This window comes from Mucilaginibacter sp., assembly GCF_028288105.1.
In the GTDB taxonomy this organism is placed as follows: Bacteria; Bacteroidota; Bacteroidia; order Sphingobacteriales; family Sphingobacteriaceae; genus Mucilaginibacter.
In genome coordinates this window covers 1-12,218 of sequence record NZ_JAQBOI010000305.1, presented here as the reverse complement: position 1 = coordinate 12,218, position 12,218 = coordinate 1, and the positions used below count along the sequence as shown (strand labels likewise).

The 12,218-nt window shown below is 40.9% G+C and carries 12 protein-coding genes and 1 pseudogene; 8 read left to right on the top strand and 5 right to left on the bottom strand.

All coding sequences use genetic code 11. The features are described 5' to 3' along the window. The 4 genes and pseudogenes from JWQ85_RS20350 to tnpA form a co-directional block, all read left to right on the top strand. Window positions 1-204, top strand: a pseudogene (locus tag JWQ85_RS20350) (exo-beta-N-acetylmuramidase NamZ domain-containing protein); the annotation flags it as partial. A gap of 38 nt (window positions 205-242) precedes the next feature. Beyond that, window positions 243-1,160 (top strand): methionyl-tRNA formyltransferase, encoded by a 918-nt coding sequence (fmt, locus tag JWQ85_RS20345; protein WP_299471262.1) that lies wholly within the window; start codon window positions 243-245, stop codon window positions 1,158-1,160. Between the two features lie 4 nt (window positions 1,161-1,164). Further along, entirely contained in the window at window positions 1,165-1,956 is a 792-nt protein-coding gene (locus tag JWQ85_RS20340) for a DUF3050 domain-containing protein (protein WP_299471260.1), read from the top strand. A gap of 5 nt (window positions 1,957-1,961) precedes the next feature. After that, the gene (gene tnpA / locus JWQ85_RS20335; protein WP_299471258.1) at window positions 1,962-2,423 is read left to right on the top strand and encodes an IS200/IS605 family transposase; all 462 of its coding nucleotides are present in this window, start codon (window positions 1,962-1,964) and stop codon (window positions 2,421-2,423) included. A gap of 278 nt (window positions 2,424-2,701) precedes the next feature. On the opposite strand, the gene JWQ85_RS20330 is transcribed toward tnpA, so the two are convergent. Together JWQ85_RS20330 and JWQ85_RS20325 are read right to left on the bottom strand one after the other, a co-directional pair. After that, window positions 2,702-3,502: an aminotransferase class IV gene (locus tag JWQ85_RS20330; protein WP_367186263.1), complete on the bottom strand. Its 801-nt coding sequence runs from the start codon at window positions 3,500-3,502 to the stop codon at window positions 2,702-2,704. A gap of 135 nt (window positions 3,503-3,637) precedes the next feature. After that, complete coding sequence (locus JWQ85_RS20325) at window positions 3,638-4,696, bottom strand: RluA family pseudouridine synthase (RefSeq protein WP_299471254.1); 1,059 nt, start codon at window positions 4,694-4,696, stop codon at window positions 3,638-3,640. 79 nt (window positions 4,697-4,775) lie between these two features. On the opposite strand from JWQ85_RS20325, the gene JWQ85_RS20320 reads away from it, so the two are divergent. From JWQ85_RS20320 to JWQ85_RS20310, 3 genes are all read left to right on the top strand, one after another. Beyond that, window positions 4,776-5,666, top strand: coding sequence for a 1-aminocyclopropane-1-carboxylate deaminase/D-cysteine desulfhydrase (locus JWQ85_RS20320; protein WP_367186262.1), 891 nt, complete (start codon window positions 4,776-4,778; stop codon window positions 5,664-5,666). Between the two features lie 239 nt (window positions 5,667-5,905). After that, window positions 5,906-7,237 (top strand): L-lysine 6-transaminase, encoded by a 1,332-nt coding sequence (gene lat, locus JWQ85_RS20315; protein ID WP_299471252.1) that lies wholly within the window; start codon window positions 5,906-5,908, stop codon window positions 7,235-7,237. A 181-nt stretch (window positions 7,238-7,418) separates the two neighbouring features. Further along, entirely contained in the window at window positions 7,419-7,865 is a 447-nt protein-coding gene (locus JWQ85_RS20310) for a hypothetical protein (RefSeq protein WP_299471251.1), read from the top strand. A 58-nt stretch (window positions 7,866-7,923) separates the two neighbouring features. On the opposite strand, the gene bshB1 is transcribed toward JWQ85_RS20310, so the two are convergent. From bshB1 to JWQ85_RS20295, 3 genes are read right to left on the bottom strand one after another with little or no spacing between them, the layout of a single operon-like run. Continuing rightward, a complete protein-coding gene (gene bshB1 / locus JWQ85_RS20305) occupies window positions 7,924-8,649 on the bottom strand; it encodes a bacillithiol biosynthesis deacetylase BshB1 (RefSeq protein WP_299471249.1) in 726 nt (241 codons plus the stop codon). 12 nt (window positions 8,650-8,661) lie between these two features. Next, on the bottom strand, window positions 8,662-9,165 hold the full coding sequence (locus JWQ85_RS20300; RefSeq protein WP_299471248.1) for a glutathione peroxidase: 504 nt from the start codon (window positions 9,163-9,165) through the stop codon (window positions 8,662-8,664). Beyond that, window positions 9,166-9,783, bottom strand: coding sequence for a DUF4294 domain-containing protein (locus tag JWQ85_RS20295; RefSeq protein WP_299471247.1), 618 nt, complete (start codon window positions 9,781-9,783; stop codon window positions 9,166-9,168). Window positions 9,784-9,889: 106 nt separating this feature from the next. Between JWQ85_RS20295 and JWQ85_RS20290 the strand changes: the two genes are divergently transcribed. Then, window positions 9,890-12,112 carry a bifunctional (p)ppGpp synthetase/guanosine-3',5'-bis(diphosphate) 3'-pyrophosphohydrolase gene (locus tag JWQ85_RS20290; RefSeq protein ID WP_299471245.1) on the top strand — a complete coding sequence of 741 codons (2,223 nt, stop codon included), beginning with the start codon at window positions 9,890-9,892 and terminating at the stop codon, window positions 12,110-12,112. The last annotated feature ends 106 nt before the right edge of the window (window positions 12,113-12,218 follow it).

The window sequence follows — 12,218 nt, the reverse complement described above, 5'->3', positions numbered from 1 at the left end:
AATTTAGCCTGGGTAATTGACATGTACAAAATATATCCGGACAAGGCCCACTTTTTTATACCATACTTTAAAAGGCTGGCCGGAAACGACGAGTTAAGGAAACAAATCATTGCCGGTAAAACCGAAGGCGAGATCCGCCAAAGCTGGGAGCCGGGTTTAACGAAGTTTAAGGCTATGCGGGCTAAGTACCTGATGTACAACTAATACTATCTATCTAAAACATTAAAAATCGAGCACGTAAAATGAGAATTATATTTATGGGTACCCCGCAATTTGCCGTAGCATCATTAGATGCTTTAATAAAGGCAGGTTGCGATATTGTTGCCGTGGTAACCGCGCCCGATAAACCGGCTGGTCGTGGCCAAAAGGTGAACCAGTCTGCAGTAAAGCAATACGCCGATGCCAACGATATAAAAGTATTACAACCCGAAAAACTAAAGAACCCCGAATTTATACAGGAGCTGGAAGCCCTACAGGCCGACTTGCAAGTGGTGGTAGCTTTCCGCATGCTGCCCGAGGTAGTTTGGAACATGCCGCCAAAGGGGACTATAAACCTACATGCCTCATTACTGCCTCAATACCGTGGTGCAGCCCCAATTAACTGGGCTATAATTAACGGCGAAAAAGAAAGCGGTGTAACAACCTTCTTTTTAAAACATGATATTGATACCGGCGATATCCTGTTCACCGAAAAAGTGACCCTGAGTGGCACCGAAACCGCCGGTGACCTACACGACCGCCTGATGAATAAAGGCGCGGGCCTGCTGGTAAAAACCGTAAAAGGAATAGAAAGCGGCCGCTATAACGAGCACCCGCAAGAGCAATTGGCCGAAGGCATAGAACTTAAACACGCGCCAAAGATCTTCAAAACAGATTGCCTGGTAGATTTTAACCAGCCCGTTGAGCAGGTTTATAATTTGATACGTGGGTTAAGTCCCTCGCCTACTGCTTATACTTTGCTTAACGATAAGGTGCTTAAAATATACAATGCCAATTATGAGCATGCAGAGCCGGGCATAACCGCGGGCAGTTTTACAACCGACAATAAAACGCATTTAAAATTTGCTGCTAAAGATGGTTTCATTGGAGTAACTGATGTACAACTGGAAGGCAAAAAACGCATGGGGATAGAAGAATTTTTAAGAGGGAATAAATTATAATTAAATGACCAGTACTGATAGGATAGCTCTATTAAAACAAGAAATTGAGCCTTTACGTGAACAACTGATAGCGCACGAGTTATACCGCAATATTAACACCATTGATAGCCTGCATACTTTTATGCAGCACCATATATTTGCTGTATGGGATTTTATGTCGCTGCTGAAAGCTTTGCAACAAAACCTAACTTGCACTACCCTGCCGTGGATGCCTGTTGGTAATGCTAATACACGTTACCTGATCAACGAGATAGTTACCGGCGAAGAAAGCGATATTGACCACACCGGCGAACGTACCAGCCATTTTGAGTTATATTTAAAAGCAATGCAACAGGCTGGTTGCGATACATCGGCCGTTGTTTCTTTATTTAAGCAGTTAAGTAAGCAAAAGAATGTAAATATCGCGTTAAAAAATGCCGATATGCCACGGGCAGCACGCGAGTTTGTAAAACATACTTTTGAAGTGATAGCCACCAACCAAAGCTTTTTACAAGCAGCCGTGTTTACCTTTGGCAGGGAAGACCTGATACCCGGAATGTTCATAGAAATGGTAAAAAAACTGAACGGACAACTGCCTGGTAAAGTTGAGGTACTGCTTTATTACCTGGAGCGCCACATAGAAGTAGACGGCGACCACCACTCCCAGTTAGCTTACCAAATGACAGCCGAACTTTGCGGTGGTGATGACAGCAAATGGGTACAAGCTACTGCAGCTGTTAAGCAAGCATTACAAGCAAGGATAGCTTTGTGGGATGGGATATTGGCAGAGATAAAGGCTGAACAATTAGTAAATTAATCACAATGCCTAATACTTATACTCAATTATATATCCACATTGTATTCGCGGTTAAAAATCGCGTTGCTTTGTTAAATACCGATTGGGATGAGCGATTAAGATTATACATTTCAGCAACTGTTCAAAACAATGGTCATAAAATGCTATGTATAAATAATATGCCCGACCATATGCATATGTTTATTGGAATGAACCCTTCACAATCTCTTTCTGATTTAATGAGATTGGTAAAAGGTGATTCTTCAGAGTGGATAAATAAAGAGAGATTAACTCAATTTAAATTTCAATGGCAGGAAGGTTATGGTGCTTTTACCTATAGCAAATCACAAATTGATAAAGTTGTCAATTACGTAAATAATCAACAGGAGCATCACAAGAAAACCTCATTTTTAGACGAGTACCGGCAATTACTTACCAGTTTTGATATAGCATTTGACGAGCGCTACATATTTAAAGAGCCTGAATAACTTTCGTAGAAAGGTAGCTCCTACGGAGCACAATCTTTTTATATGGTTTTTCTACAAAGCGGTAGCCCCTCTGGGGCATTCAAAAAAATCGTTTAAATGCCTATACAAGTATGTTCCGTAGGAACAACTGCTTTATAGACAAACAAAGTAGTAGCCTCTCTGGGACATCCAAAGCAAAAATTGATTATGCAAGCATGTTCCGTAGGAACAACCGCTTTGTAGAAAATGCTGAAAGAGATTCAGTGCTCCATTAGGAGCTACCCTTAACCAACAAATTCCTACAACTTGTTCAACTCATCCATCAACGCTTTGCTGATACGGTTAAAATAGCGTTTTACGCCGTAGCCCATAACCCATTGTATACCTTTGGTGGCATTGGTTAAAAACACTTCATCTGCCTCATTTAATATCTCGGGGTTTATCTGGGCTTCTGTAACGGGGATATTGTTGTCGAGGGCAAGTTGTATCACTACCCGGCGCATTACGCCTTCTACACAGCCTTCGCTTAATGCCGGAGTATATAAATGATTTTGATACCAAACAAATATGTTAGAGCTGTTAGCTTCGCACAAAAACCTGTTTTGGTTAAGCAAAAACACATCATCTAACTTATTTTGTTGTTTGTAGATCCCCGCCATTACATAGATAAGCGAATTGCAGGTTTTGATATTAGATAACCAATTTAATGGTTTGGGCAGTTCGGTATAAACATCCATTATAAGGCCACGCTCGTTCAGGAAATAGCGGGGTTCATCAACGGGCTGTATCTCCAGGCAGTAGGCCATTTTATTTTGAGTTGGCGCGTACAAACCTTCGGCATCGCGGTAAACAGTAAGGCGCAAACGGCCATGTTTTATTTTGTTGCGACGGGCAAGTTCTTCTACTTTCTCCTTCAAAAACCAGCTATCTGCTTGCGAGTAGCCATCTATTTTTAAGGCTTTCATACCTTTCTGTAAACGCTCGGCATGCAGTTCGGGGAATTTTAGTTTTCCCTTCATTAACCGCATACTTTCAAACAAACCATCGCCATACTTAAACGCCCGGTTGGCAATAGTAAGCAGTATACTGTCTGCAGGCAATATTTCTCCGTTAAAATTTATATAAACAGGCGGCATTTAATGTACTGATTTTTGGTGTGCAAATTTGCAGATTTCAAATGGTTAATATCAGTGCTATTAACGGGATTATCGCAATTTAGATTGCATAAATTTTATTTAATCTTCGCCTGCCTGCATATCTGTAGATGTATCGGCATTGGTGTACTTTTTCCACTTCTCTAAAACCGCTTTAAAATCAGCAGGTAATGGCGCTTCAAAGTAAATATCCTTTTTCAATGATGGATGCAAAAAACCAAGCGATTGTGCATGCAGTGCCTGGCGGGGCATTATTTCAAAACAATTTTCAACAAACTGGCGATACTTACTAAATACAGTGCCCTTTAAAATTTTATCGCCACCATACATGGCATCGCTAAATAAAGGATGGCCTATATGTTTCATGTGCGCGCGGATCTGATGGGTACGGCCCGTTTCCAGTTTACATTCAATCAGTGTAACATAACCCATGCGCTGTAACACCTTGTAATGCGTTACAGCCCACTTACCTTTCTCCGGGTCGTCATATATCGACATAACCCGTCTATCGTTCACACTGCGGCCTATATAGCCACTAACGGTTCCGTCCTGCTCTATATCGCCCCAGGCAAGTGCTAAATACTTACGGTTAATGGTATGATCGTAAAACTGCTTGGCCAAATAGTTCATGCTACGCTCGTTTTTACTAATGAGCAATAAGCCCGAGGTATCTTTGTCAATACGGTGTACCAAACCCGGCCTGCCATCATTACCCGGAAGCGTTGGCAATTGCTGAAAATGATAAACCAACGCGTTTACCAGTGTACCGGTATAATTATTATAACCCGGGTGTACCACCATGCCGGCAGGTTTATTTACGATCAATACGTCGTTATCTTCGTAAACAATATCAATTGGAATATTTTCGGGATAAACTTCGGTATCACGCGGCGGGTGCGGCAGCACTACAGATATAACATCTTGTGGTTTAACCCGGTAACTGGCTTTTATTACTTTATCATTTACCAGTACATTACCTGCGTCAATAGCGTTCTGGATACGGTTACGTGATGCATTCTCGACACGATGCATCAAAAATTTATCAATACGCAATAGCGACTGGCCTTTATCAACAACAACACGCAAGTGTTCAAATAAATCCTGTTCGTCGTTTTCAATTATTGCAGTATCATCAATCATGTGGCAAAAGTAATGTTATTCAACATAAAGCCCCAAAGCGTAATCATAATATATCAGCTTAACTTTATAAGTTTGCTAAGTGAATATCAGCCTTGAAATATATAGCCCCGTTCAGCAGATAAATAATACCCTATTTGATGATAAAGGGCTGAAGGTATTTATTAAACGTGATGACCTGATACACCCCATTATATCGGGCAATAAATGGCGTAAACTTAAATACGTGCTGCAACAGGCACAAGCACAAAATAAAACCCACCTGGTAACCTTTGGCGGGGCGTACTCCAATCATTTACTGGCAACTGCCGCGGCGGCAGCTAAATTTGGCTTTAAAGCAACCGGCATTGTGCGTGGTGAAGAAGTGCAGAACGATACCCTGTTTCTTTGCAAACTGCATGGTATGCAGCTAATTTTCATCGACAGGGAAAGCTATCGCGATAAGCAAACCCTGTTCAATAGGTTCTTTGCTGGCGATGAGCAAGCCTATTTTATTGATGAAGGTGGCGCATCGCCCGAAGGTGCTAAAGGCGTAAGCGAACTGGTAGACGAGCTCACTGATACTTACAACCATATCTTCTGCGCCTGCGGAACGGGGACCACTGCAGCGGGTATCATCAACGGCATTACAACTCATAACCTATCCACACATTTTAATGCCATACCTGTATTTAAAAATGGTGGATTTATGAAGGCCGAAATAGACCGTTTCTTAACCACTCCTACTGATTACGTTTTGCATACCGATTACCATTTCGGCGGCTACGGCAAAACCACTCCTCAGCTTATTCGATTTATTAAACAATTTATAGCTGATACCGGTATACTGATAGAACCCATTTACACCGGTAAAATGCTCTACGCCTTATATGATCTGGCAACAAAAGACCACTTTGCACCGGGTAGTAAAATACTGGCCATCCATAGCGGTGGTATATGGGGTTTACTGGGGATGAAAGAGAAGTTTGTGTAGATGTGCAAATATGCGGATTCCAGATGTGGAGATTGAGTTCGAATTTGAATGTTTTTTTCATTTGCACATCTGAAATTTGCACATCTGCACATCTATTATTGGTATACCAATAATCGCTTTAGTCCAAAAAATAGGTTTAGTTCATTTAAAGTTACTTTTTCGCCATTCGGTATAAAAACCTTTAAAACATTGTTATTTAGGGCATTTTGTTAGATTTGTATTAAACAATTATAACCTTTATGTACCAATTGCAAGTAACTCCACAGAACGTTCAGACTGCGTTAAGCAAGCATATTTTGGCCGATGGTTTCGACCTTACATTTGATATGGAAAAAAGCCAGGGCGTTCATATTTATGATGCTAAGAACAACCGTACCCTATTGGATTTTTTCACCTGTTTTGCATCTGTACCCTTAGGTTATAATCACCCCAAAATGTTGAATGATGAGGGCTTTAAAAAAAGCCTGATGCTTGCGGCATTAACCAACCCATCTAACTCTGACATTTACACTGAACAATATGCCCAGTTTGTAGAAACATTTGGCCGTGTGGGCATACCCGATTACCTGCCACACGCTTTTTTTATTGCAGGCGGGTCATTAGCTATTGAGAACGCCCTAAAAGTTGCTATGGACTGGAAGGTGCAAAAAAACTTTGCCAAAGGTAATACTACCGAAAAGGGCTTTAAGGTGATCCATTTCGAAAATGCCTTTCATGGCCGCTCGGGTTATACATTAAGCCTTACCAATACCCAGCCTGTTAAAACCAAATGGTTTGCCAAGTTTGATTGGCCAAGGGTATCCTTACCAGAAATACATTTCCCACTCACAAATAGCAACATTGATGACCTACTGGCCCGTGAAGCAAAATCAATAGCCCAGATAAAACAAGCTTTTGCTGATAATAAAGACGATATCTGCGCCATTATTATAGAACCTGTACTATCTGAAGGTGGCGACAAGCATGTGCGCCAGGAATTTTTAGAACAATTGAGGCACCTGGCCGACGAGAATGAAGCCATGCTGATATATGATGAGGTGCAAACAGGCGTAGGCCTTAGCGGTAAATTTTGGCTGCACCAGCATTTTGGTGAAAACGCCCGCCCAGATATATTGGCCTTCGGCAAGAAAATGCAGGTATGCGGGATTTTGGCCGGCAAAAAGGTTGATGAAATAGAAAACAACGTTTTCAGGGTATCATCGCGCATAAATTCTACCTGGGGTGGTAGTTTGGTTGACATGGTGCGCTCTTCAAAGATCATGGAAATTATTGAAGAAGATGGCCTATGTGATAAAGCCGCTCAAACCGGTCAGTACCTGCAAACCAGCTTAAACAATATTGCAGCTAAAAATAATATCATAAGTAATGTGCGCGGTAAGGGCCTGTTAACCGCATTTGATTTTCCTGATAAGACTATCCGCGATAACTTTATTAGTTATGGATTGGAAAATCATATTATGTATCTGGGATGCGGTGATCGCAGTATCCGCTTCAGGCCGGCACTTATTATCGAAAATAAACATATTGATGAGGGTATGAATATGCTCGAAACAATACTCCCCCAACTATAATAAAAATGTAATAATATCACTATAGGCACTTGTTTTACAGCAAACAGGTGCTTTTTTTATTTATCAAATACTATAATTGCGTATTCACGGTTAATATAATATTATTTAACCAAGTGCAACTACTACGCACTCAATACGTATACATCATACATCTTATCAATATAGAGGATACTTAAACATAATGAACAGACAAATTGAAAAATTAAAAAGACAGCTTACAGAAATTGCCGAGGTTGTTAATTCTTTCCAGTCTGAAGCTGTACAAGTACGAGTTGTTGACAGACTTTTGGACGAGATCATGGAAATAGAGAGGGTTGATACGGCCGAAGGATCTGAAATTTTTAATAATAGAAACCGCAGACTAAGAGTTGCAAATGATACGGAAAATTACCAAACGCAGGGCCGTAAAAAACCAGGCGCTACAAAAGTGTTAAACCAGCTACTATTAAGCGATTATTTCAAAACACCACATTCTATCTCCTCCATTGCAAGTTATTGCAAGGAAAAGTTTGATTCGGAATTTAAAACATCAGAACTATCTGGCATATTGCTAAAGCTTGCCAAAGAAAACAAACTTAAAAGAGAAAGAAGCAACGAGAATAACCGCTTCGAATACGTAGTGGTTTAGTATAAACAATAAAGGCCGTTCAAATGAACGGCCTTTATTGTTATATCCTGACTGCCCGCTATCTCAGATCAAATAAATTATCAACTCCTAATATCTTTACTGAGGTAAAGCCTTCGGCGTATTTAACATTAATGCTTTTGCCAAATTCGCGGCCGCGGCCTTGTATCTGCTCTATAAAATCGGGCGATGAAATATAGGTTTGAGGCTCGTCTTCATTCCATTCGGGGTTATGAAACTGCGACCCATAGGCATAAATACTCTCTATCTTTTTATCCCAATATTCCGTCACATCTATCAATATATCAGGCTCAATGTATCTATCCTGTATAAAATGCAATACTTGTTTTGGCCTCCACGCTTCCTGCAATTCGCCATTATCCCATGTTTCTATACGGCGTAACCCTGCTAAAAATGCAGAAGCTTCTACCAATTCATTAGCCCGGCCATGATCTGGGTGGCGGTCATGATAAGCATTTGTGATTACTATTTCGGGCTGGTATTTGCGTATGGCTGCAACTATTTTCAACTGGTATTCTTTAGTATTGGCAAAGAAACCATCAGGCAAGCCAAGGTTCTCGCGAACCGTTAACCCTAAAATTTCAGCCGCTTTAGCAGCTTCCTGGTCGCGTATTTCGGCAGTACCGCGTGTGCCCAGTTCGCCCCGGGTTAGGTCAATAATACCTACTTTGTGGCCAAGTTGCACGTGTTTTAATATAGTGCCTGCACAGCCCAATTCAGCGTCATCGGGGTGTACGGGTAAAACTAAAATATCTAATTTAAGCATAAAAGGGAATTATTATGTAGATACGGCAGCCAATAGGCGCTGTATCCTTTTCCTTATCTTGGAAGATGTGGGTTTGGTGAATGGATAAAAGAAATCGACAACATTGCCATTCCTATCTACAAGGTATTTATGAAAATTCCACCGTGGTTTCGAGTTAAGATTGCCATTCTCTTTCTTATCCGCCAAAAACTTAAAAAGTGGGTCGGCATACGGGCCTCTTACACGTATTTTTTCGAAAATGGGAAAGTTGTTGCCGTAATTACTGCAAAAGGCGGCAATGTCATTACCTTCAAGAGGTTCTTGCCCACCAAAATCATTTGACGGAAAAGCAAGTATCTCAAAGTCTTTATCAGCGAATTCTTTTTTAAGATCAACAAGTTCCTGCAGCTGAGGGGTAAAGCCACACTGCGAAGCAATATTTACAATGAGCAATACTTTGTTGCTGTAATCGGCCAGGTTAATATGGTCACCATCCAGTTTTTCAACTGTGAAACGATAAATACTGTTACTATCCATTTAATTAGAACTGGAAACATAACCAGCTTCATGCAATACAGTTTCAATATCACGCTGCTCGGAAGCGTCGTAAGTTTCTTTTAGATTATGCCCAAATAAACGGGCTACCGATTGAAACAGGAATGCATTAAAGCCACCCTTTAACTCTTTGGCTAAAGCAAAGCTGGTAGCGCCGGTTTCGCGGCTAACCAATTTGATCAATATCTCGCCCTGACTAATTGTCAGATTTTTTATGTCTTTATTAAACAAGGTTTTTATTTCGCTTTCGCAGGCTTTCATTAATTCTTTTTGCTTTTTCTTATCGCCTGTAAGCGCAAGGTCGCGCTGTAACTGGCGGTATCTTTGCCCTGCAAAACGCGCGTAAGGCAATACTTTCATCACATTGTACCTTAAACGCAGGTAATCCAACCTATCTTTCTCACTTGCAAAAATGCGCGTGTCAACAATATGCACTTCGGGTGCTACTATCCAGGGCACCAATTCGCCATCAAGCTTGGTCATATAAACCTTAATGGTATCATTTTTGCCAAGTATTACAGGTGGCGCAGGTTTCTCGTCCTGGGCTTTTAAGCTACCAAGCGCGCAACAAAACATCAACAGAGAAACAATAAATTTCATATTTTTACTTGATACAAAATTAACGCATTTTATTTTGTTATTTTATAATTACCGCAATAATAAATATTGTTGCTGGTTTATAATAGTATAGAACTTACGCTGATACATGAAAGATTTAGTGATTGACCTGGAAGCCGAGAAAAAAGAGATCTTAAAAAGATACCGGGCATTGCTGCGTGCAAGTAAATCTACCTTGCAAAAGGGCGATAAGCGCATGATACGCAAGGCGTTTGAAATGGCTTTAGAAAGCCACAAGGACATGCGCCGCAAAAGTGGCGAGCCTTATATATATCACCCCATTGCCGTTGCCCAGATAGCCGCCGAAGAAATTGGCTTGGGTACTACTTCTATCGTGTGTGCTTTATTGCATGATGTTGTAGAGGATACCGATGTTACACTGGAAGATATTGAGCTGGAATTTGGTAAAAAGGTTGCCAAAATAATTGATGGCTTAACCAAAATATCTGGCGTATTTGATACCAACAGCTCGTTACAAGCCGAAAATTTCCGTAAAATGCTGCTTACCCTTGCCGATGATGTGAGGGTTATATTGATAAAACTGGCCGACAGGCTGCACAATATGCGTACTATGGAGTTTATGCCGCGCGATAAGCAGCTTAAGCTATCGTCAGAAACAGTGTACTTGTATGCCCCTCTTGCCCACCGTTTGGGCTTATATGCTATAAAATCTGAACTGGAAGACCTGTCCATGAAATACATGGAGCGCGAAACCTATCAGTTCATTAAAAATAAGCTGAACGAGAAAAAAACAGAACGTGAAAAATTCATCCGTGACTTTATTGAGCCGGTAAGTAAAGTGTTGGAAAGTCAGGATGTGCATGGTGAACTGTTTGGCCGCCCAAAATCTATCCATTCCATTTGGAACAAGATGAAAAAGAAAGCCATCCCTTTTGAGGAAGTGTATGACCTTTTTGCCATCAGGATTGTATTGGATAGCACTCCTGAGAGTGAAAAAGCCGATTGCTGGAAGGCATATTCTATCGTAACAGATCTATACAGACCCAATCCAGACAGGTTGCGCGACTGGATATCATCGCCGAAGGCAAACGGTTACGAATCGCTGCATACTACTGTTATGGGCCCGCGTGGCCAATGGGTTGAGGTGCAGATACGCACCAAACGCATGAATGAAATAGCCGAGAAAGGTTTCGCGGCACATTGGAAATACAAAGAATCATCTACCGATAGCGGGCTGGACCAATGGGTACAGAAAGTTAGGGATATGCTGAAAAATCCTGATTCTAACGCGTTAGACTTCCTGGACGATTTCAAGATGAACCTGTTTAGCGATGAGATCTTCATTTTCACACCCAAGGGCGCGTTGATTCAATTGCCACTAAATGCTACCGCTTTAGACTTTGCTTTTGAGATACATACCGATGTGGGCGCAAGTTGTATAGGCGCTAAGGTTAACCACAAATTGGTACCGCTGAGTTACAAGCTACAAAACGGCGACCAAGTAGAGATCATTACGTCAAGTAAGCAAAGCCCAAAAGAAGATTGGCTGAATTTTGTAGTGACTGCAAAGGCAAAAGCCAAGATAAAATCGGCCCTTAAAGAAGAAAGGCGCAAAATAGCTGATGACGGCAAGGAGATTCTGGAGCGTAAAATGAAATCGATAAAGATCACTTACAATTCCGAGAATATACATAAGCTGAGCTACTACTTTAAATTAACATCAACACAGGACCTTTTCTACAATGTGGCCAAAGGCCTTATTGATATGAAGGACCTGAAAGAGTACCAGGCATCAGAAAAAGTAATTGAAAACAAACCGCAGGATAAAATTGAGGCCGAGCAACTACAAAGCCTTGTACGCAACATTAAAACAAAGGATAGTGATGTTTTACTATTTGGCGAAGACCTGCAAAAGATAGATTACAAGCTGGCCAATTGCTGTAACCCAATACCCGGCGATGATGTGTTTGGCTTTGTAACCGTGAGCGATGGTATAAAGATCCATCGTACTAACTGCCCTAATGCCGCCAAACTAATGGCTAACTATGGCTATCGAATTGTAAAAGCTAAATGGACCAAACAACTGGAGTTGGCCTTCCTTACCGGCCTACGTATCACCGGTATTGATGATGTAGGTTTGATAAATAAATTAACAACCGTTATATCAAACGATTTTAAGGTGAACATACGTTCTATTACTGTAGATAGTGATAATGGTATTTTTGAAGGCTCGATAATGGTGTACGTAAACGACACGGAGCATTTAGATAATTTGATAAAAAAATTGAACCAGGTAAAGGGTATAACATCAGTTATCAGGTTTGATTCTGTGGTAGAAAAAGCATCGTAATACCGATAAGTGATTGAGTGGTTTGATAATTTGAGTGGTTTTGACTTATTAACAAATTCAACGCAAACAACTAACATTAACACAATCAACTAAAAAAATAATACCT

Coding starts and splice junctions, on each gene's coding strand:
- fmt (WP_299471262.1), top strand. CDS start 243: ATGAGAATTATATTTATGGGTACCCCGCAATTTGCCGTAGCATCATTA.
- JWQ85_RS20340 (WP_299471260.1), top strand. CDS start 1,165: ATGACCAGTACTGATAGGATAGCTCTATTAAAACAAGAAATTGAGCCT.
- tnpA (WP_299471258.1), top strand. CDS start 1,962: ATGCCTAATACTTATACTCAATTATATATCCACATTGTATTCGCGGTT.
- JWQ85_RS20325 (WP_299471254.1), bottom strand. CDS start 4,696: ATGATTGATGATACTGCAATAATTGAAAACGACGAACAGGATTTATTT.
- lat (WP_299471252.1), top strand. CDS start 5,906: ATGTACCAATTGCAAGTAACTCCACAGAACGTTCAGACTGCGTTAAGC.
- JWQ85_RS20310 (WP_299471251.1), top strand. CDS start 7,419: ATGAACAGACAAATTGAAAAATTAAAAAGACAGCTTACAGAAATTGCC.
- bshB1 (WP_299471249.1), bottom strand. CDS start 8,649: ATGCTTAAATTAGATATTTTAGTTTTACCCGTACACCCCGATGACGCT.
- JWQ85_RS20300 (WP_299471248.1), bottom strand. CDS start 9,165: ATGGATAGTAACAGTATTTATCGTTTCACAGTTGAAAAACTGGATGGT.
- JWQ85_RS20295 (WP_299471247.1), bottom strand. CDS start 9,783: ATGAAATTTATTGTTTCTCTGTTGATGTTTTGTTGCGCGCTTGGTAGC.
- JWQ85_RS20290 (WP_299471245.1), top strand. CDS start 9,890: ATGAAAGATTTAGTGATTGACCTGGAAGCCGAGAAAAAAGAGATCTTA.